Below are 19,329 nucleotides of genomic sequence, written 5' to 3' on the forward strand. Positions count from 1 at the left end.
GTCCGCCACCGGCGGGCGCGGCCGGAGTGCGTCCGGGGCCGGTCGGCGGCCGGTCGGTGACCGGCGGTGGGCCCCCCGCGACGGCGCGCCACCGGGGCCCGGCGGCAGGTCGGGCACCGCGGGATGACGGCCCGCTGCGACCGGCGGCGGCCCTCCGCGGCGAGCGCGATCTCCCTGAGAGCCGCGGGGCCGGACGGACGGGAACGCTGCGCCGCCCGGACCGATCGGGGTCCGCCCGGCGGTCGCCGCCGACCGGACGGCGGGCCGTGCTCTCAGGAAGGCAACCCCGGACCTGTGGGTTTCCTATGTTCGTGTCGCCGGACCGCGGCCCGCTCCCCCTCGGACGCCGCGACGGTGGCCGGGACCCCCGCCCGGCCCGTTCGCCCGAACCGGGAGAGACCCCGATGACACGCCCCGTCCTGCCCGGACGCGCCCCCGGCGTCCGCACGACCGTAGCGCGCACCGCGCACCCGGGACCCACCCGGAGCCGCGTCGCGCCGCCCCGACCACCCGCCCCGCGCACCGGGCACCCCCGCCCGCTGCGGGTCGCGACCACCGCCGGGCCCGTGCCCGGCGCCCGGTGAGCCGCCCGGCCCCGCATCCGGTCACCGCACCCGTGCGGCGGGACACCCCGCCGCCGGCCGACGCCTGGCTGGCGCACCGTCGCGCCCGTCTCGTCTGGGGATCCGTGCTGGTAATGGTCCTCGTCGGGCCGTCGCTGATCTGGATGCTCCGATCCGGCCCGCAGCCGCTGCTGCACCAGATGTCGGTGCTCACCGGGCTGCTCGCGCTGTCGGCGATGGTGATCGTCGCGGTGCTGCCGTCGCGGGTGCGCGGCCTGTCCGGCGCGCTCGGCCTGGAGACCCTGCTGGGCCTGCACCGCAGGCTCGGCGTGCTGGCCGGGGTGCTCGTCGCGCTGCACCTGGCGTGCGTGGTGGCCGACCACCCGGAGCGCACCGTGCTGCTCGTCCCGCTGGTGGCGCCCGGCCGCGGCCAGGCCGCGACGCTCGCGACCGTCACCATCGCGGTGCTGCTCGTGCTCGCCCTGCGCGGGGTCCGGCCCGGCGCCAGCCACGAGGTGTGGCGCTGGGTGCACCTGTCGCTGGCCGCGCTCGTCGTCGGGGCCTCGTCGCTGCACGTGCTGTGGCTGAACAACCTGGTCACCGACTCCGTCATGGGGCCGGTCCTCGGGACGCTGGGGCTGCTGCTCGTCGCGGTGCTCGTGCTGCGCTGGGGTGCCCGTGCGGCGTCCGGCGAGTTCCGGGTGCACGTCGTCCGGCCGGAGAGCGCGACCGTGTCGACGCTCGTCCTGGCCCGGCGCGGGCGGCACGCCGGCCCGTGGTTCCGGCCCGGCCAGTTCGCCTGGCTGCGCCTGGAACGCATGTCGGTCGAGGAGCACCCGTTCACCATCGCCTCCTCGGCGTCCGACGGCGGGCGGATCGAGTTCACCGTCCGCCACACCGGCGACTTCGCGTCCCGGCTGCGCGACCTGCGCCGCGGCGACCCGGTCTGGGTGGACGGCCCGTACGGCTCGTTCACCCCGGACGCGGTGCCCTCCACCGGGCTCGTCCTGATCGCAGGCGGCGTCGGGATCACCCCGATGATGAGCATGCTGCGCACCGCGGCCGACCGCGGCGACCGGCGCCCGTACCGGCTGGTCGTGCACGCCCGCGACCGCGCCGACCTGCTGTTCCGGGCCGAGCTCGCGCACCTGCGCACCCAGCTCGACCTGCAGGTCACCGAGGTGCTGCGACGCCCGTCGGCGGACTGGGCCGGCGCGACCGGCCCGATCGACACCGCGCTGCTCGCCGCGGTGCTGACCGACCTCGACGACCCGCGGCGCCGGCTCGACTACTTCGTCTGCGGCCGTCCGCAGCTCGTCGGCGACGTCCTCGCCACCCTCACCGCGCTCGGCGTCCCCGACGACCGGGTGCACACCGAACAGTTCGTCCAGGTCTGAGACGGAGACCCCACATGTCCCGCAGCATCCCCGGCCCGTTGCGCTGGGCCGTGCTCGTCGCGCTCGCCGCCGTCGGCGTCGTGGCACTGACCCAGTACTGGGTCGCCGCACCCGCCGCACCGGCGACCTCCGCCGTGCCCGACCAGCAGGGGTGGACGCAGACGCAGTGGGGCCCGCTCGGCCCCGCCGACCGCGAGCTGCTCCAGAAGGTCCGCCTCGCCGGGCTCTGGGAGGCACCCACCGGGCAGCAGGGCGAGCAGCAGGCGAGTTCGCCCGCGGTCCGCGACGTCGCCCGCAAGCTCGGGCTGGAGCACCACGACCTCGACGGCCGCGTCCGCGCGACGGCCGAGCAGCTCGGCGTGCTGCTCCCCAGCCGCCCGACCGACCAGCAGATCGGCTGGATGAACGACCTCACCGCCCGCACCGGCACCGACTACGACCGGCAGTTCGTGCAGATCCTGCGCGCCGCCCACGGCACCGTCCTGCCGCTGATCACCCAGGTCCGGGTCGGCACCCGCAACGACCTGATGCGGGCCTTCGCCACCGAGGCCGACGCCTACGTCACCCGCCACATCGGCTACCTGGAGTCGACCGGGCTGGTGGACTACTCCGCCCTGCCCGCCCCGCCCGACCCGGCGCCGGCGGCCGGACCCGGCATGTCCGACGTCGTCGTGCCCGCCCTGGTCGTGGTGGTGGCACTGGGCGCCGCCGGCGGGCTGCTGATGACGCTGCGCCGGCGCGGCCGTCCCGGCGGCGGCGCCCCGGCGCTGCTCCCGGCCGCCGGGTTCGTGCCCCGCCCGCGCCGCCCGCACGACGACCCGGCCCCGGCCCGTCCGGCGCTGCCGATCGGACCGCCCGACCCGTGGGAGGAGCTGGCCCGCGTCCCCCCGGCGGGGCCCCGCCCCGGCCCGCCCGCGCACGACGCACCGCTCACCGACGACGACACCCCCGACGTCCCCCCGGCCCGGCACGCCCCGCGCGACCGGACCACCCCGAGGAGCCGACACCGATGAACCCCACCACCCTGCGCCGCCGCCGTACGGCCGTGGTCACCGCCGTCGCGGCGGGACTGCTGCTGGCCGGCCCGGCCGCCTACGCCGCCGGGGCCGCCTCGGCGGACCGCGACGACCGCTCCCGCTCGACCTCCGCGTCCGCCGCAGGCGAGGAGGACCCCGACGGGACCTCCGACGGCACGTCCGGCGGTACGTCCGGCGCGTCGGAGGACCCGGGCACCGGGTCCGCCGCCCACTCCGCTGCCGGGCACGACCACTCGTCGGGGGCCGGTGCCCCCGCGACGGCCCTCCCCACCGGCGGCGGGCAGCAGGACGACGCCCCGCCCTCGGGACCCGAGGACGCCGGCAAGGACGGTCAGCCCGACCAGCCGGCCGCCGGGAACGTCCTCGACGTCCTCGCGACCGACTGCTCCGGCAGCAGGCTCACCGCCCACGACGGGTTCCAGAAGGCGCCCCGCTGCGTGTCGACCGCGTTCGGCGAGGTCGCCGACGCCGACCGCAGCCCGTCGCTGCTGATCACGAAGGCCCCCGACCGGGTCGGGCGGGGCGAGGCGTTCTCGCTGACCGTCAGCACCCGCAACCTGGTGCGCGACCGGTTCCTGCCCGCCGCGCAGGGCGGCTACTACAAGGAGACCTCGCTGCTGAACGCCGAGGGCCTGCAGCGCGGGCACTTCCACACCGCCTGCCGGATGCTCCCGGACCCCGGCGAGGCGCCCGACGCGTCGCCGAAGCCGCTGTTCTTCCAGGCCACCGAGGACGGTGGCGGCGGCTCGACCCCGGACAGCGTCACGATCGACGTGCCCGGCATCGGGGAGACCGGGCGGCTGCAGTGCAGCTCCTGGGCCGGTGACGGCTCGCACCGCACGCCGATGATGCAGCGCGCCGACCAGACCCCGGCGTTCGACTCCGTCCGGATCGAGGTGGGCTGACGTGCGTCTCTCCGGACCCGTACTGACCCTGGCCGCCGTCGGCGCGCTCGCCGCCGGCGCCGGTGCCGCCAACGTGGTGCTCACCGCGGCACCGGCCGCACCGGCCGCCGTCGAGCAGGCCACCGGCGCCCTGTCCCTCGGCTCGCCGCTCCCGGCGGCGGCCGCCCCCGCCGCCGCGGCGCCCGCCACGCCCGCGCCCTCCGGGAAGGCCGAGTACGCGGGCCGCTCCTCGAACGGCGCGGTCACCGTCGACCTGTGGGTGACCGACGGCGCGGTCAAGGCCTACGTCTGCGACAACGCGGGCGTCGAGTCCTGGACGCGGGGCACCGTCGCCGACGACGGCGGCCCGACCCGGCTCACCAACACCGCGGGCGACTCGGTCGAGTACACCGTCGCCGACGGCGTCGCCACCGGCACCGCGCGGGTCGGCGACCGCAGCTGGGACTTCACCGCCCGGCGCACCGGCTCCGCCCCGGCCCCCGCGCCCGTCGCGACCCCCGCGCCCGCGCCGGCGGTGGCCCCGCCCGCCGGTGACACCGGCGGCGACGGCTACGGCGGGGGCTACTGATGTCCCCCCGTGCCCGGCACGCCGACCACGACACCACCGACCCGGTCGGGTTCGCCCCGGTCACCGCAGGCGTCCCGGCGCCGCGCGGCGCCGCGCACAGCGGTGGCTGGGCACGACACCCCGACCCCGCGGCCGACCCCGCCTGGGGACCGCCCGCCGACCTGTTCACCGCCGGCCCCTCCTCCGAGGGCCCTGCCGACCCGTACGCCGACCCGTCCACCGGCCCGTTCGCGCTCCCGCGCCCGGACCGTGACCTGCACGGCGACGACCGCGACCTCTACGGGGCCGAGCGCCGGCGCCGGCCCGGGCCGGACACCGGTCCCGCGCCGGCGCGCGCCGACGCGGGCTCCCCGCGGGCCGCGGTCGCCCCGCCGCCGCCCGGGCCGTCGCTGCGCGCGGTCGCCCTCCCGGTCGTGGCGGGCTCGCTGGTCGCCGTCGCGCTCGGCGTGTGGGCGCGCCAGCACGTGGGCACCGGCGTCGCGGTGAACCTCGCCGGGTTCTCCAGCGGCGCCGCGGCGAAGGCCTGGCTGGGGTCGGCGGCGCTGGTGCTCGCCGCCGTCCAGGGCGTCACCGGGCGGATGCTGCACCGTGGCTCGGCGGACCCCGTGGTCGCCGTCGCGCACCGCTGGTCGGGACGGGTCGCGGTGCTGGTCACCGTGCCCGTCGCCGTCCAGTGCCTGTACGCCTTCGGCTGGTCCGGCGCGACGACGTCGGCGCTGCTGCACTCCGCGCTCGGCTGCCTGTTCTACGGCGCGTTCGTCACCAAGATGCTGCTGCTGCGCCGGCCCGGGGTGCCCGGGTGGGCGCTCGCCGCCGCCGGCGGGGTGCTGCTCGCCGTGCTGGCGGGTGTGTGGCTGACCTCGGCGCTGTGGTTCTTCGCCGGGCACGGCCTCACGTTCTGACCGACCGACCCCGACCGGAGGTCCCCGTGTCCCCGCTCACCCGCCGCCGGCTGCTCGCCGGGGCCGGCGCCGCCGCGGCCTGCTGCGCCGCGGGCTGCGCCACCTACGGCACCCCGCGCGAGCAGCCAGCCCCCGCCCCGGCAGCCCCGACCGGCGCGGCACCGGCGTCGGCACCCACCGCGGCGCCGCCGTCCACCGCCACCCCGCCCGCGGGCCTCGCCGCCACCGGCGACATCCCGGTCGGCAGCGGACGCGTCTTCGCCGCCGAGAAGGTCGTCGTGACCCAGCCGACGGCCGGCACGTTCGTCGCGTTCGACGCGGTCTGCACCCACGCGGGCTGCCTGGTCGACCAGGTCTCCGACGCCGGGATCGCCTGCCCCTGCCACGGCAGCGTCTTCGACACCACCGACGGCGCCCCGCTCGACGGCCCCGCGACCGCGCCGCTCGCGCAGCGGGCGGTGCGGGTGGAGGGCGACCGCGTCGTGCTCGGCTGAGACGCCGCCGCGCGCCCGCCCCGGCCCGCTGCGCCGGAGCGGGGAACGCATTCCCGCCCGTCGCGCACCCGCGCCCGCCCGCCGGACGGCCGTCTCAGTACCCCCGCCGCGCCCGCGGCGCGGGGCAGCCTTTCCGGTGACCGCCGTGCCCGGGACCGGGCCCCCGACCCCCGGGCACGGCGGCACCGGCCACGACGGGAGGACCCATGACCACACCGAGGACCCCGCGCGACCGCACGGACGCGCCGGTGCCGGCCCCGCGCCGCCCCGAGCGGGGCGAACGCTGGACCGACCGGCTCGGCTGGGAGGAGGGCCCGGCGCCGTCGGAGCACCTCAGCCGAGGGTGAACGGGTCCCGGGTGCCGCCGGTCAGCTCGACCCACACCGACTTGTTCTCCAGGTACTCCTCGACCGCCTGGGTGCCGTTCTCGCGGCCGAGCCCGGAGTGGCCGAACCCGCCGAACGGCACGCTCGGCGCCACCACGCGGTAGGCGTTGATCCACACCGTGCCGGCGCGGATCTTCCCGGCGACCCGGTGCGCCCGGTGGACGTCCTTGGTCCACACCGCACCGGCCAGGCCGTACGGGGTGTCGTTGGCGAGCTTCACCGCCTCGTCCTCGTCGGTGAAGGTCAGTGCGGCGAGCACCGGGCCGAAGACCTCCTCGCGGAACAGCGTCGAGTCCTGCGTGACCCCGGTGACCACGGTCGGCTGCACGAAGTAGCCGCCGAGGCCGGACTCGGCCGCGCCGCCGTACGCGACGGTGTTGCCCTCCTCCCTGGCCTTGTCCAGGAAGCCGAGGACCTTCTCGTACTGCGGGCCGTTCGCGACCGGCCCCATCTCGGTCTCCTCGGCGTTCGGGTCGCCGAGCTTGATCGTCGCGGCGCGCTCGGCGATCAGCCGGACCAGCTCGTCGTGGACGTCGGCGTGCACGATCAGCCGCGACCCCGCCATGCAGGTCTGCCCGGTCGCGGCGAACACGCCCGCGATGACCCCGTTCGCGGCGGCCTCGAGGTCGGCGTCGGGGAACACGACCTGCGGCGACTTGCCGCCCAGCTCCAGGGTGACCTTGTTGATGTTCTCCGCGGCGGCCCTGGCGACCGCCCGGCCGGTCGCGGTGGACCCGGTGAACGCGACCTTGTCGACGCCCGGGTGCCCGGCCAGGTGCGCGGCGGTGTCGCGGTCGTTCGTGGTGACGACGTTGACCACGCCCGCCGGGATCCCGGCCCTCTCGACGAGCTCGGCCCACTTCAGCGTGGAGGCCGGCGAGTGCTCCGAGGGCTTGACGACGATCGTGCAGCCCGCCGCGAGCGCGGGCGCGACCTTCCAGGTCATCAGCAGCAGCGGCGAGTTCCACGGCGTGATCGCCGCGACGACGCCGACCGGCTCCTTGCGCGTGTAGACCAGGTAGTTCGGGTTCGGTGCGGGGATCTGGCGGCCCTCGATGGTCGGGGCGATCCCCGCGAAGTAGTGGTACCAGCCGCCCAGCCCGTTGAGCTGGCCGATCATCTCGCGGAACAGCTTGCCGGAGTCGTTGACCTCGGTGCGGGCCAGCGCCTCGGCGTTCTCGGTGATCAGGTCGCCGAGCCGGCGCAGGCACGACGCGCGGGCGAACGGCGTCATCCGGCCCCACTCGCCGTCGAGCGCGGTACGGGCGGCGGCGACGGCGGTGTCGACGTCGTCGGTGCCGCAGTCCGGGACCGTCGCCCACGGCTCGCCGGTGAACGGGTTCTGCGTCTCGAAGGTGCGGCCGGACGCGGCGTCGGCCGGCTTCCCGCCGATCAGCATCCGGAAGGTCTCGAGCTCGGCCATGGCGGTCCTCTCCTACGGCATCGATGGCGCACGTCCGAATCCAGACCTTACGAATCCCGGCGGGCCCGCGCAGCGGTCGTCCGGGGGTACCCGGGGCAGGATGTGCCCATGGCACCGCAGCTGCACCACGTCGCCGACGGCCCCTCCGACGCCCCCGTCGTCCTGTTCGGACCCTCGCTGGGGACCGACCTGCACCTGTTCGACGCCCAGGTGGCGGCCCTGTCCGACCGGTTCCGCTGCGTGCGGTTCGACCTGCCGGGCCACGGGGAGTCCGCCCCGGTGACCGGCGACCTGACGATCGCCGACCTCGGTGCGGGAGCCCTCGCCGCCGCCGACGCGGCGGGCGCCGGCGCGTTCCACTACGTGGGAGTCTCGATCGGCGGCGCGATCGGCCAGTGGCTCGCCGTGCACGGCGGCGACCGCGTCCGCAGCGTCGCGGTCCTGGCGACGGCGGCCCGCTTCCCGAACCCCGACTCGTGGCCGCAGCGGGCCGCGACCGTGCGGGCCGAGGGCACCGCCGCGATGGTCGGGTCGCGGCCGGGCACCTGGTACGTCGCGGACTGGGCGCGGCGCGACCCGGAGGGCGAGCGGCGCCTGCTCGACATGCTGCGCGCCGCCGACGACGAGAGCTACGCCGCCTGCTGCGCCGCGATCGGCGCCTTCGACATCCGCGCGGAGCTGGGGTCGGTGTCGGTGCCGGCGCTGGTCGTCGCGGGGGCCGACGACCCGGCGACGCCGCCGGCGAGCCTGCACGAGATCGCCGACGCGATCCCGGGCGCCCGCTACGCCGAGGTCGCCGACTCCGCGCACCTGCTGAACTACGAGCGTCCCGGCGAGGTCACCGCGCTGCTGGAGGAGCACCTGGCCACGGCCGGGGCCTGACCGCACGCCCGGGCGCCGGGGCGGTCAGGTGCGGGCGCGCCGGGCCCGGTAGGCCGCGACGTGGGCGCGGTTGGCGCAGTTGCCGGTGTCGCAGAACCGCTTGGAGCGGTTGCGGGACAGGTCGACGAGCACCGCGTCGCAGTCCTCGGCGGCGCAGCGCCGCAGCCGCGACAGGTCGTCGCCGCGGACGAGGTCCGCGATCGACATCGCGATCTCGGCGCCCATCCGGTCCGCCAGCGGCGCGTCCTGCGGCGTCACGTGCAGGTGCCAGTCCCAGCCGTCGTGGCGGGCGAGGTGCGGGCGCGCGTCGGTCTCGGCGAGGATCGCGTTGACCACGGCGACGGTGCGGTCCCGGCCGGGGCCGTCGCCGTCGCCGGGCCACAGCTCGGTCAGCCGCGCGCGCAGCGCCCGGACGGCGCGCCGCTCCCCGTCCGACCCCGCCCGCTGCCCCGAGTACGGCTGGCCGGCCAGCCACGCGGTGAAGCCCGCGACGTCGTCGAGCGGGTCCGGCTCGTCGCGCCCGGTGTTGACCAGCGACGCCGCCGCGGCCAGCAGCACCTGTGTGTCATGGGCGAATTCCATGTTGACCCCTGACATCGTCGGTTCCTACTGTCAGGAGTCTATGGGTACTTCGGTCGTGACACGGGATCACGTGGCCCGCGGGCTGGTGTGGGCGCTGGTCTCGGCGGCCGCGTACGGCTTCTCCGGACCGCTCGGCGCGGCGTTCCTGGCGGCTGGCTGGTCGCCGGGGCTCACGACCCTGATGCGCATCGCCGGGACGGCGGTGCTGCTGCTCCCGGTGACCGTCGTGCTGCTGCGCCGCCACCCGCTCACCGGGCCGGCCGCGCGGAAGGTCCTGCTCTACGGCCTCGCCGCCGTCGCCGGTGTGCAGCTGTGCTTCTTCCAGGCGCTGCAGCACCTGTCGGTCGGCGTCGCGCTGCTGCTGGAGTTCCTCGCCCCCGTCCTGCTCGTCGGCTGGACCTGGGCGCGCACCCGGACGACGCCGGCCGCCACCACGCTGCTCGGCTGCGCGATCTCGCTCGCGGGGCTCGTGCTGGTCGTCGACCCGTTCGGCCCGCAGCGCGTGGACCTCGCCGGGATCCTGTGGGGCCTGGCCTCGGCGGTGTGCGTCTGCGTCTACTTCCTGCTGCCCGGCGGCGACGACGGCGACGGCGTCCCGCCGCTGCTGATGATCTCCGGAGCGATGGTCGTCGGTGCGGTGGCGCTGACCGTCACCGGCCTGCTCGGCCTCACGCCGTGGGTGGTGGGGGAGGCCGGCGGGCGGCTCGCGGGCGTCGACGTGCCCTGGCCGGTCCTGCTGGGGATGCTCGTCGTGCTGGCGACGGCGCTGCCCTACGTCACGGGCGTCATCGGGATCCGGCTGCTGGACACGCGCGTCGCGTCGTTCGTGGGGCTGTCCGAGGTGATGTTCGGTGTGCTCGCGGCGTGGCTGCTCGTCGCCCAGGTGCCGCGCCCGGTCCAGATGGCGGGCGGTCTGCTGATCCTCGGCGGGGTCGTGCTGATCCGGCGCGCGGAGAGCCGGGCCGCGGCGACGCCGGCGGAGGTCGCGACGCAGGCCTGAGGCCGCCGGCCCGGTGCCGGTGTGCGGGCGGGGATCCGCCCGATCGTGGCGCCGGGGCCCGCTGCGTCGGTGATCGGCCACCCGCTAATCTCGGCCACCACCACGGCCCGTGTCGGTGCACACACGGGACGATCGCCGGACGAATCGAGGATCGTCGTGTCGCAGCCGGGCCGCTTCCGGACCAGCTCCTTCTGCCTCGACGGCGGCTGTGTCGCCGTGGCCGCCCTCGCCGACGGCGGCGTCGCCGTGGCCTCGACGCTCGACACCGGCGCGACGCCGATCGCCTTCACCCGCGCCGAGTGGGACGCCTTCGTGGCCGGGGTCAAGGCGGGGGAGTTCGACTCCGCGGCGCTCGGCGCCTGAGCACTCACTCCGCGAGGACCGCGCGCAGGAAGTCCCTGCTCGCGTCGGTCGACAGCGCCCCGCCGAGCACGTCCGTCCAGATCGACCGGTAGCTCGCGACCTCGGCCGGGGTGTCGAAGTAGGCGTCGTGGCCCGTGCTCTCGACGTTCACGACGGTCCAGTCCGAGGTCGCCTCGCGCGGCTCGAAGATCGCGAACGTGCTGGTGGCGCGGGTGTAGCCCGCCGCGAACGGCAGGACCTGCAGGTCGATGTTGGGCTGCTCGGAGCGCTCCAGCAGGTAGCGGACCTGTTCGCGCAGGACGTCGCGGTCGCGTCCCCGCCGGATCGCGCTCTCGTCGATGACCGCGTGCAGCCGCAGCGGCGGCGCGTCCCCGCGGTCCGGCGCGACGACGGCCTGCCGCCCGATCCGGATCGCGACGAGCTTGTCCAGCTCCGCCGCCGAGGCCGAGGGGAAGGCGTCGGAGAGGATCGCCCGGGCGTAGGCCTCGGTCTGCAGCAGTCCGGTGACCGGGGTGCTGAACATCAGCTCCGACGCCGACTCGGACTCGAGCGAGATGAACATGTCCAGGTCGGCGACGGCGACCGTGGAGTTGAAGGGCTGCCACCATCCGGGTGACTTGGCGTCCATCGCCCAGGCGAGGAGCTGCTCGCGCGACTCCACGGGCGCCTCGTAGATCTCCAGCAGGTCGCGGACGTCGCGGTACTTCGGTTCGACCTGCCCGGTCTCGATCCGGGACAGCTTCGACGGCGACATCTCCAGCAGCCTCGCGATGTCGGCCAGCTGCTTCTGGTGCCGGACGCGCAGCTGCTTCAGCGCCCATCCCAGCCGCCGCCGGATGACGACGGGACCGTGCGTCACCGTCATGCGTCCCGACCTCCCCGGCCACTTCGGTGATCGACAGACTAGCGCCGTACCACCCTAGCCGTCGCGCAATTGCAGACGGAGTGTTGCTTTCCGACTGGTGCATCCCGTCGTTCGCACCGCATACTCTCGTCCCGAGTCCTGAACAGCGGTCACCACCGCTGAAGGGGAGGTGCGCCATGCACGACCATGACGGCACCACACGGCACTGCGAGGTCCGCGTCCCGCCGCGCACGAGCGGGGGTGACCGGCCGTGACCGCCCTGGTCCTCGTCGCCGGCGTCCTGGCCCTCGTCTGGTTCTCGGTGCTCATCGGCATGTCGATGGACACCGCGGCCCAGCGGCGCGAGTGGCGGCGGGTCGCCCGCGAACGCCGGGACCGCTGGGCCGAGCGGCAGCTCCTGCTCCGCGGCTGCCCGCGGCTGGACTGCCCGCTCAGACGTCCCAGCTGAACAGCGGGTCGCCCGGCCGGACCTCGCCGGCCGCGTGGTCGCGGGTGCCGTCCGGCTCGGACTCCATGAGCACGACCGGGCACACGGCAGGCAGGCCCTGCGCGCGCACCAGGTCGACGTCCATGGTCACGACCGGGGTGCCGGCCGCGACGGCGTCCTGCTCGGCGACGTGCAGCGTGAACGCGCTGCCGCCGAGCTCGACGGTGTCGATGCCCAGGTGCACGAGCACGCCCGCGCCGTCGCCGGTCGTCACGACGAAGGCGTGCGGGTGCAGCTTCGCCACCGTCCCGGCGACCGGGGCGAGGACCTCGACGGTCCCGGCGACCGGCTCCACCGCGACCCCGGACCCGAGCATCTGCTCGGCGAACACCGAGTCCGGCACGGACGACAGCGGGACCACCCGCCCGGCCAGCGGGCTGACGACGTGCACGCTCACAGCAGGTCCGCGATGTCGTCGGCGAGCATGTCCGCCTCCGGGCCGACGACGACCTGCACCACCGCCCCCGACACGACGACCCCGTGCGCGAGCCTCCTCAGCGCACCCTGGTCGACCAGCGCCGGGTCGTGCACCTCGGTGCGCAGCCGGGTGATGCACCCCTCCACCTCGGCGACGTTCGCCGCCCCGCCGAGTCCGGCGAGGATCGCCGCGGCCTTGTCCTGCGTCATCGCGTACCTCCGAACAGCTCAGTCGTTGACACCGTCCGGTGCACGGCGACAGGGTTCCGTGACTCCCGGCACCCGAACGCGAGGTTAACGATGACCGCACCCTCCGCCGAGAACCGGCGCGGGCTGGCGGGCCTGCAACGGCTCGGCCGCAGCCTCATGCTCCCCATCGCCGCACTGCCCGCGGCGGGTCTGCTGCTGCGGCTCGGACAGGACGATCTGCTGGGCCGGTTCGACGCGCTCTCCGGCGTCGCGACCGTCATCGGCGCGGCCGGGTCGGCCCTGTTCGACAACCTCGGGCTGATCTTCGCCGTCGGCATCGCGATCGGCTGGGCCAGGCGCTCCGACGGCTCCACCGCGCTCGCGGCCGTCGTCGGGTACCTGGTCCTGCAGGGCGTGTTCGAGGCGATGAGCCCGCTGGTCCTGCCCGGCAGGCTCGACTCCGACGGCGCCCAGGCGATGATCGACTACGGGGTGCTGGGCGGCATCGTCGTCGGCCTGATCTCGGCGGTGCTGTGGCAGCGCTACCACCGCATCTCGCTCCCGACCTACCTCGCCTTCTTCGGCGGCAGGCGCTTCGTCCCGATCGTGACGGCCGTGGTCGTCATGGTCGTCGCGGCCGGGATGGGGCTGCTCTACCCCCTGTTCGACGCCGGGCTGAGCGCGCTGGGGCAGGCCGTCACGGCCAACGCGGTGATCGGCGGCGGCATCTACGGCTTCGCCAACCGGATGCTGATCCCGCTGGGCCTGCACCACATCCTCAACTCGGTGGTGTGGTTCGTCGTCGGCGACTTCCAGGGCACCCACGGCGACCTGAGCCGGTTCTTCGCGGGCGACCCCGACGCGGGCATCTTCATGACCGGCTTCTTCCCGATCATGATGTTCGCGCTGCCCGCGGCCGCGCTGGCGATCTGGCACGAGGCGCGGCCGGAGAACCGCAGGGTCACCGGCGGGATCATGCTGTCGGTGGCGCTGACGGCGTTCGTCACCGGCATCACCGAGCCGCTGGAGTTCGCGTTCGTCTTCGTCGCGTGGCCGCTCTACGTGATCCACGCGGTGCTGACCGGCACGTCGCACGCGCTGGTCAACGCGCTCGGCATCCACGACGGGTTCACGTTCTCCGCCGGGGCGATCGACTACGTCCTCAACTTCGGCCTGGCGACGAAGCCGCTGCTGTTGATCCCGATCGGGCTGGGCTACGCCGTCGTCTACTACGTGCTGTTCCGCTTCGTGATCCGGCGGTGGAACCTGCGCACGCCCGGGCGCGAAGAGCCGGAGGAGGTGACCGCCGCGTGAGCGCCGCGGAGCGGACCGCCGTCGTCGCGTCGCCGGTGGGCCTGCACGCCCGGCCGGCCGCGCTGTTCGCCCGGGCCGCGAAGGCCACCGGGCTGCCCGTCACCATCGCACTCGACGGCGGCGACCCGGTCGACGCGGCGAGCGTGCTGTCCGTGCTGACCCTGGGGGCCGGGCACGGGCAGCGGGTGACGCTGCGGGCCGAGGGGGACGGCGCGGAGGCCGCACTCGCCGGGCTGGTCGCACTGCTGGAGACGACCGGGTAGGCGGGTGCGGCCCCGCGGCGTCAGCCCGCCGCGACCGCCTGCTGGATCGCTTGCGGGGCGGCGTCGACCTGCTGGCCGTCGACCTTCACCGTCGGGGTGCCGGAGACGCCGTCGCGCAGCGCGGTCTGGGTCATCTGGGCGACCCACGGCGCGTAGCGCTGGTCCTCGACGCACTGCGCGAAGTCGCCGCCCGCGCCCGCCTGCTGCCCGAGCTCGACGAGCTTCTCGTCGGGCAGGCCCGCGCCGCCCTCGGCGGGCTGGTTGTCGTAGAGCAGCTTCTCGTACTGCGGGAACACCCCGGCCGCGGCCGCGCAGCCCGCGGCCGACCCGGCCCGCGTGGAGTACCGCGTCGAGGACGCCCGGTCCAGGATCGCGATCGGGTGGTAGACGATCTTCGCCTGGCCCGAGGAGACGATCTGGTCGAGCGTCCGGCCCGCCTGCGCCTCGAACTGGCGGCAGATCGGGCACTGGAAGTCCAGGTAGACGTCGATCGTCTTCGGGGCGGCCTCGTTGCCGACCGTCACGCCCTGGGCGGTCGCGTTCGCCGGGACCGTGACCCCGCCGCCGGAGTTCTTCCAGTAGACGCCGACACCGACGACCGCGGCGAAGGCCACGACGACGATCACGGCGATCACCGTGAACTGCGACGGACCCTTGCTCGCGGCGAGCGGGTTCTTCGCCGCCGCCTTCCGCTTCCCGGTGGCCATCAGGGCTCCTCCTCCGACTGTCCTGCGATCCGGTGCTCGCCGACCAGTGTGGCGCGACGGTGTCCCGCCGGGCGCACCGGGGGAGGTGCCCACCGCAGGTCAGGGCCCCCGGTGGCGGAACTTCGATCGCGTGTAGAACCATGGATGTCGTGAGCACCGACAGCGCCGTGGACCGGACCGCCCCGGAGGCGGACGTGCGCACGGTTGAGCTCCGGATCGAGGGCATGACCTGCGCCGCGTGCGTCGGCCGGGTCGAGCGCAAGCTCCGCAAGCTCGACGGCGTCGACGCGACGGTCAACCTCGCGACCGAGCGCGCCACCGTCCGGCACCCGGCGGGCGTCCCGGTCACGACGCTCGTCGAGACCGTGCAGAAGGCCGGCTACGGCGCCACCGAGATCCGCCCCGCCGGGGCCGGCGACACCGGCGACGAGGCCACCTCCGACGACACCGCGCTGCGCCGCCTGCGCACCCGGATGGCCGTCGCGCTGATCCTGTTCATCCCGCTGGCCGACCTGTCGCTGGCGATGTCGCTGGTCCCCTCGCTGCGGTTCCCGTACTGGCAGTGGGTGGTCGTCGCACTCGCGCTGCCGGTCGTCGGGTGGGCGGCGTGGCCGTTCCACCGCACCGCCGTCACCAACCTGCGCCACGGCACGACCTCGATGGACACCCTCGTGTCGCTCGGCGTGCTGTCGGCGTCGGCGTGGTCGCTGGGCGGGATGGCGTTCGTCGACGGACGCAGCACCCTCACCGGCTGGGACGCGGTGCTGCACCCGTCGGGTCCGCTGTACCTCGAGGTCGCCGCCGGCGTGACGACGTTCGTGCTGGCCGGGCGGTACTTCGAGGCCCGGGCCCGCCGGACGGCCGGACGGGTCATGCGCTCGCTCGCCGCCCTCGGGTCCGACGAGGTCACCCTCCTGCGCGACGGCGGCGAGGACCGCGTCCCGGTCGGCCGGCTGCGGGTCGGCGACCGCTTCCTCGTGCGCCCCGGCGAGCGGATCGCCGCCGACGGCGTCGTCGAGACCGGGCGGGCCGCCGTCGACACCAGCGCGATGACCGGCGAGTCCGTCCCGGCCGAGGTCGGCCCGGGCGACCCCGTCACCGGCGGGACCATCCCGTCCGGCGGGCGGCTGGTGGTCCTCGCCGAGCAGGTCGGCGCGGACACCCGCCTGGCCCGCATGATCGCGGCCGTCGAGCGGGCGCAGACCGAGAAGTCCGCGACGCAGCGGCTGGTCGACCGGGTGTCGTCGGTGTTCGTGCCGGTGGTGCTCGGGCTGGCCCTGCTGACCGTGGCCGGCTGGCTGCTGGGCGGCGCCGGCTGGGTCGGCGCGGTCGGCCCGGCGATCGCCGTCGTGATCATCGCCTGCCCGTGCGCGCTGGGCCTGGCGACGCCGACCGCGCTGATGGTGGCGACCGGACGCGGCGCCGAGCTGGGCATCTTCGTGAAGGGGCACCGGGCGCTGGAGGCGACCCGGGCCGCCGACACCGTCGTCCTCGACAAGACCGGCACGCTGACGACCGGGCGGATGACCGTCGTCGACGTCGCGGCCACGGGCGGCGACACCGCCGCGCTGCTCGCCCGCGCGGCCGCCGTCGAGAGCGGGTCCGAGCACGCGATCGCCGCCGCGATCCGTGCGCACGCCGGCCCGGACGTGGCCGCCGTGGAGGACTTCGCCGCCCTGCCCGGCCTCGGCGCCCGCGGTGTCGTCGGGGGCCGCACCGTGGTCGTGGGCCGCCCGCCGGACGACACCGGGCCGCTCGCGGACCGGGTCGCGGAGTGGGAGGCGGCCGGGCACACCGTCGTCGCCGTGCACGTCGACGACGCCCTCGCCGGCGTGATCGCGCTGGCCGACCCGGTGAAGGAGTCGGCACCGGTGGCGGTGGCCGAGCTCGTCGCGATGGGCCTGCGCCCGGTGCTGCTGACCGGTGACCGTCCGGCCGCGGCGCACGCCGTCGCGCGCGCCTGCGGGATCGACGACGTCGTCGCGGGCGCGCTGCCCGACGACAAGGTCGCCCACGTCCGCGCGCTGCAGGGGACGGGCCGCACGGTCGCGATGGTCGGCGACGGCGTGAACGACGCCGCCGCGCTCGCCGCGGCCGACCTGGGCATCGCGGTCGGCTCGGGCACCGACGTCGCGCTGGAGGCCGCCGACGTCGTCCTCGTCCGCGACGACCTGCGGGTGCTCCCGGCGACCGTGGAGCTGGCCCGCGCCACGATGAGCACCATCCGCGGCAACCTGTGGTGGGCCTTCGGCTACAACACCGCGGCGATCCCGGTCGCGATGGCCGGGCTGCTCAACCCGCTGCTGGCGGGCGCGGCGATGGCGCTGTCGTCGTTCCTCGTGGTCACCAACAGCCTGCGGCTGCGCAGGGCCGCGAGCTGGGCCGACGAGGCGCTGGGCGGGACCCGCACCCCGGCCGGCGAGGAGCCGACCGACTACGTCGAGGCGCGTCCCTGATCCCGGCCGGCCCCGCGACCGGGCCGCGCCCGGCTCCGCGGAGCGCGGCGCTCACCCCCCGCGCCGCATCTGCTCCAGCATCGCGTTGTACGCCCTGAGCTCCGCGTCGTCGTCGCGGTCGGCCTGCCGGTCCTTGCGCGCCGCCTCCCGGGAGTCGTCGCGCGACCACTGCACCACCAGCGTCACCATCACCAGCAGCATCGGGATCTCGCCGGTGGCCCAGGCGATGCCGCCGCCGGTGCGCTGGTCGTCGAGCAGGTCGACCCAGGGCAGCCCCACCTGCCGGTAGAAGTTCTCGCCCAGCACGGTCGCCGAGCTCATCACCGCGACGCCGAAGAACGCGTGGAACGGCATCGTCGCGAGCATGACGGCGAGCCGGCCCAGGTGCGGCAGCCGGTGCGGGGCGGAGTCGACGCCGATCAGCGGCCAGAAGAACAGGTAGCCGACCAGCACGAAGTGCAGGTTCATCAGCTGGTGGGTCCAGTGGAACCGCAGGGCGCCGTCGAACAGCGGGGTGAAGTACAGGACGTAGAACGAGCCGACGAACAGCACCGCCGCGCAGCCCGGGTGGGTCAGCACGCGGGCGACCCGCGAGTGCACGGCCGCGAGCAGCCACTCCCGGGGGCCGGGCGGGTTCCCGCGCCCGGCCGGGCGCAGCACCCGCAGCGCCAGGGTGACCGCGCCGCCGAGGCTCAGCAGGATCGGCGTCAGCATGTTCAGCGTCATGTGGCTGATCATGTGGACGCTGAACATCGCCGGTGAGTAGAAGCCCAGGCCCGACGACGTCGCCAGCAGCAGGGTCGTGCAGCCCAGCAGCCAGGCGATCGTCCGCCCGACCGGCCAGCGGACCCCGCGGGCGGCGAGCCGGCGCACCGCGACCAGGTAGAGCGCGGCGAGCGCCAGCGCGCCGGTGCCGAACAGCAGGTTCCACCGCCACTCGGTGAGCACCGTGAGCGCGCCGAACGGGCGATCGACGTCCCAGCCGATCAGCGTCTGCATCGCGGAGTCGTCGGCGACGAGGAAGCGCGGCGGCACCAGCCGGATGCTCGCGACGCCCAGCGTCGCGACCGCGGCCCCCACGACGGCGAGCACGGGCAGCAGCCGCCCGGTCGCCGCGCCGCCGGGGTCGCCGGCGAGCCCGCGGGCCAGCAGCGCGGTGAGCGGCACCAGCAGCGCCAGCAGCACGGCGGCGACCACGGCGGCCCGCACATAGGCCGACCCGGACAGCGTCCCGGCGTCGGTCACCACCAGCTGGAACACCACCTCACCGGCCAGGTAGACCACGCCGGTCGTCGCGAGCAGCCCGCGGACCCGGCCCGCGGTGCGCCCGGTCAGCGACCCGCCGTGCACGCGGTGCGCCACGAGCGCCGCGACCAGACCGAGCCAGGCCGTCCCGGCGACGGCGCGCAGCACGTTCGCGTCGCCGGACCAGTCGTGCCCGGCGCCGGTCGCGGCGGGGTGCACGGCGGCGGGCAGCGCCGTCGCGACGGCGGCGGCCAGCCCGAGCGCGGCGACGGCCTTCCAGCTCAGCGAGAACGCCGCCCCCACCGCGACGAGCAGCAGGAGCGCGCCGGCCAGCGTCCAGCCCAGCGGCTCCTCGATCGTCGCGGCCGCCGGGAGCCAGCCGAACGGTCCGGCCGAGGCCAGGTCGGCGGGGGAGTTGCCGGTCATGTCGGCCACCGACAGCCAGCCCGCGACGATCGCCGCCACCCCGGCGGCGGCCGCGGCCGCGGTGCCCCGGCGCAGCGCCCGGTAGCCGTGGACGTCGACGGTGCCGGACGCCTGCGGCGCGGCGACGAGCCCGGCGACCAGCAGCGAGCCGGCGGCCAGCGCGGTGGCGCCGACCGCGAGCACCTTCGCCACGACGGTGGCCGCCTTCAGCCCCGGTGCGGGGACCGGCAGCCCGCTCTGGCGCCAGAAGCCGTCGTCGCCGGCGGTGAGGGCGACCGCGGCGCCGGCGCACACCGCGAGCAGGACGAGGGTGAGCCCGGTCAGCAGGGCCCTGCGGTCGCGCCGCCGGGCCGGCGCCGGCGCCGCGGGCCGCGTCGGGTCGGCCGGTCCGGTCGTCGCCGGGGCCGCCGGCTCCGTGCTCGCGCTCACCGAGAACCCCTCCGCAGGTGCCCACCGGG

Annotated in this window: 21 protein-coding genes; 14 read left to right on the forward strand and 7 right to left on the reverse strand. The window is 75.9% G+C overall.

Going from position 1 to position 19,329, the window contains the following annotated elements; genetic code table 11:
- The first annotated feature begins 697 nt into the window (after positions 1 to 697).
- The 7 genes from WJX68_RS07995 (at position 698) to WJX68_RS08025 (ending at position 6,213) form a co-directional block, all read left to right on the forward strand.
- A complete protein-coding gene (locus tag WJX68_RS07995) occupies positions 698 to 1,960 on the forward strand; it encodes a ferredoxin reductase family protein (RefSeq protein WP_340287797.1) in 1,263 nt (420 codons plus the stop codon).
- 14 nt (positions 1,961 to 1,974) lie between these two features.
- Entirely contained in the window at positions 1,975 to 2,973 is a 999-nt protein-coding gene (locus tag WJX68_RS08000) for a DUF4142 domain-containing protein (protein WP_340287565.1), read from the forward strand.
- Positions 2,970 to 3,902 carry a hypothetical protein gene (locus WJX68_RS08005; RefSeq protein ID WP_340287567.1) on the forward strand — a complete coding sequence of 311 codons (933 nt, stop codon included), beginning with the start codon at positions 2,970 to 2,972 and terminating at the stop codon, positions 3,900 to 3,902. Before WJX68_RS08000 ends, WJX68_RS08005 begins: the two co-directional genes overlap by 4 nt.
- Before the next feature lies 1 nt (position 3,903).
- Positions 3,904 to 4,470 carry a hypothetical protein gene (locus WJX68_RS08010; RefSeq protein WP_340287569.1) on the forward strand — a complete coding sequence of 189 codons (567 nt, stop codon included), beginning with the start codon at positions 3,904 to 3,906 and terminating at the stop codon, positions 4,468 to 4,470.
- Complete coding sequence (locus WJX68_RS08015; RefSeq protein WP_340287571.1) at positions 4,470 to 5,372, forward strand: DUF6529 family protein; 903 nt, start codon at positions 4,470 to 4,472, stop codon at positions 5,370 to 5,372. The genes WJX68_RS08010 and WJX68_RS08015 overlap by 1 nt, the downstream gene beginning before the upstream one ends.
- Positions 5,373 to 5,398: 26 nt before the next feature.
- Positions 5,399 to 5,866: a Rieske (2Fe-2S) protein gene (locus WJX68_RS08020; RefSeq protein WP_340287573.1), complete on the forward strand. Its 468-nt coding sequence runs from the start codon at positions 5,399 to 5,401 to the stop codon at positions 5,864 to 5,866.
- A 206-nt stretch (positions 5,867 to 6,072) separates the two neighbouring features.
- On the forward strand, positions 6,073 to 6,213 hold the full coding sequence (locus WJX68_RS08025) for a hypothetical protein (protein ID WP_340287574.1): 141 nt from the start codon (positions 6,073 to 6,075) through the stop codon (positions 6,211 to 6,213).
- Here WJX68_RS08025 and WJX68_RS08030 read toward each other — a convergent pair.
- On the reverse strand, positions 6,200 to 7,675 hold the full coding sequence (locus WJX68_RS08030; protein WP_340287577.1) for an aldehyde dehydrogenase: 1,476 nt from the start codon (positions 7,673 to 7,675) through the stop codon (positions 6,200 to 6,202). The genes WJX68_RS08025 and WJX68_RS08030 overlap by 14 nt on opposite strands.
- 108 nt (positions 7,676 to 7,783) lie before the next feature.
- Here WJX68_RS08030 and pcaD point away from each other — a divergent pair, with 108 nt between their 5' ends.
- Complete coding sequence (gene pcaD / locus WJX68_RS08035) at positions 7,784 to 8,557, forward strand: 3-oxoadipate enol-lactonase (protein ID WP_340287579.1); 774 nt, start codon at positions 7,784 to 7,786, stop codon at positions 8,555 to 8,557.
- 24 nt (positions 8,558 to 8,581) lie between these two features.
- On the opposite strand, the gene WJX68_RS08040 is transcribed toward pcaD, so the two are convergent.
- Entirely contained in the window at positions 8,582 to 9,139 is a 558-nt protein-coding gene (locus WJX68_RS08040) for a CGNR zinc finger domain-containing protein (protein WP_340287581.1), read from the reverse strand.
- Between the two features lie 55 nt (positions 9,140 to 9,194).
- Here WJX68_RS08040 and WJX68_RS08045 point away from each other — a divergent pair, with 55 nt between their 5' ends.
- Complete coding sequence (locus WJX68_RS08045) at positions 9,195 to 10,139, forward strand: EamA family transporter (RefSeq protein ID WP_340287582.1); 945 nt, start codon at positions 9,195 to 9,197, stop codon at positions 10,137 to 10,139.
- A gap of 156 nt (positions 10,140 to 10,295) precedes the next feature.
- Positions 10,296 to 10,502, forward strand: coding sequence for a DUF397 domain-containing protein (locus tag WJX68_RS08050; RefSeq protein WP_340287584.1), 207 nt, complete (start codon positions 10,296 to 10,298; stop codon positions 10,500 to 10,502).
- A gap of 4 nt (positions 10,503 to 10,506) precedes the next feature.
- Here WJX68_RS08050 and WJX68_RS08055 read toward each other — a convergent pair whose 3' ends face one another.
- A complete protein-coding gene (locus WJX68_RS08055; RefSeq protein WP_340287585.1) occupies positions 10,507 to 11,367 on the reverse strand; it encodes a helix-turn-helix domain-containing protein in 861 nt (286 codons plus the stop codon).
- 250 nt (positions 11,368 to 11,617) lie between these two features.
- On the opposite strand from WJX68_RS08055, the gene WJX68_RS08060 reads away from it, so the two are divergent.
- On the forward strand, positions 11,618 to 11,815 hold the full coding sequence (locus WJX68_RS08060; RefSeq protein WP_340287586.1) for a hypothetical protein: 198 nt from the start codon (positions 11,618 to 11,620) through the stop codon (positions 11,813 to 11,815).
- On the opposite strand, the gene WJX68_RS08065 is transcribed toward WJX68_RS08060, so the two are convergent.
- Entirely contained in the window at positions 11,799 to 12,251 is a 453-nt protein-coding gene (locus WJX68_RS08065) for a PTS sugar transporter subunit IIA (RefSeq protein WP_340287588.1), read from the reverse strand. The two genes, WJX68_RS08060 and WJX68_RS08065, sit on opposite strands and share 17 nt — an antisense overlap.
- Positions 12,248 to 12,481 carry a PTS sugar transporter subunit IIB gene (locus WJX68_RS08070; protein WP_340287590.1) on the reverse strand — a complete coding sequence of 78 codons (234 nt, stop codon included), beginning with the start codon at positions 12,479 to 12,481 and terminating at the stop codon, positions 12,248 to 12,250. The genes WJX68_RS08065 and WJX68_RS08070 overlap by 4 nt, the downstream gene beginning before the upstream one ends.
- 90 nt (positions 12,482 to 12,571) lie before the next feature.
- On the opposite strand from WJX68_RS08070, the gene WJX68_RS08075 reads away from it, so the two are divergent.
- Together WJX68_RS08075 and WJX68_RS08080 are read left to right on the forward strand one after the other, a co-directional pair.
- Entirely contained in the window at positions 12,572 to 13,774 is a 1,203-nt protein-coding gene (locus WJX68_RS08075) for a PTS transporter subunit EIIC (RefSeq protein ID WP_340287592.1), read from the forward strand.
- On the forward strand, positions 13,771 to 14,037 hold the full coding sequence (locus WJX68_RS08080; RefSeq protein ID WP_340287594.1) for an HPr family phosphocarrier protein: 267 nt from the start codon (positions 13,771 to 13,773) through the stop codon (positions 14,035 to 14,037). Before WJX68_RS08075 ends, WJX68_RS08080 begins: the two co-directional genes overlap by 4 nt.
- Before the next feature lie 20 nt (positions 14,038 to 14,057).
- Here the strand turns inward: WJX68_RS08080 and WJX68_RS08085 are convergent, their stop codons facing one another.
- Positions 14,058 to 14,744 (reverse strand): thioredoxin domain-containing protein, encoded by a 687-nt coding sequence (locus WJX68_RS08085; RefSeq protein ID WP_340287596.1) that lies wholly within the window; start codon positions 14,742 to 14,744, stop codon positions 14,058 to 14,060.
- Between the two features lie 140 nt (positions 14,745 to 14,884).
- Between WJX68_RS08085 and WJX68_RS08090 the strand changes: the two genes are divergently transcribed.
- Positions 14,885 to 17,200, forward strand: a complete 2,316-nt coding sequence (locus tag WJX68_RS08090) for a heavy metal translocating P-type ATPase (protein ID WP_422785672.1) — start codon at positions 14,885 to 14,887, stop codon at positions 17,198 to 17,200.
- Between the two features lie 51 nt (positions 17,201 to 17,251).
- Here the strand turns inward: WJX68_RS08090 and WJX68_RS08095 are convergent, their stop codons facing one another.
- Positions 17,252 to 19,300, reverse strand: coding sequence for a cytochrome c oxidase assembly protein (locus tag WJX68_RS08095; protein ID WP_340287600.1), 2,049 nt, complete (start codon positions 19,298 to 19,300; stop codon positions 17,252 to 17,254).
- Between the last annotated feature and the right edge of the window lie 29 nt (positions 19,301 to 19,329).

The organism is Pseudonocardia spirodelae, assembly GCF_037727765.1.
GTDB lineage: Bacteria > Actinomycetota > Actinomycetes > Mycobacteriales > Pseudonocardiaceae > Pseudonocardia > Pseudonocardia spirodelae.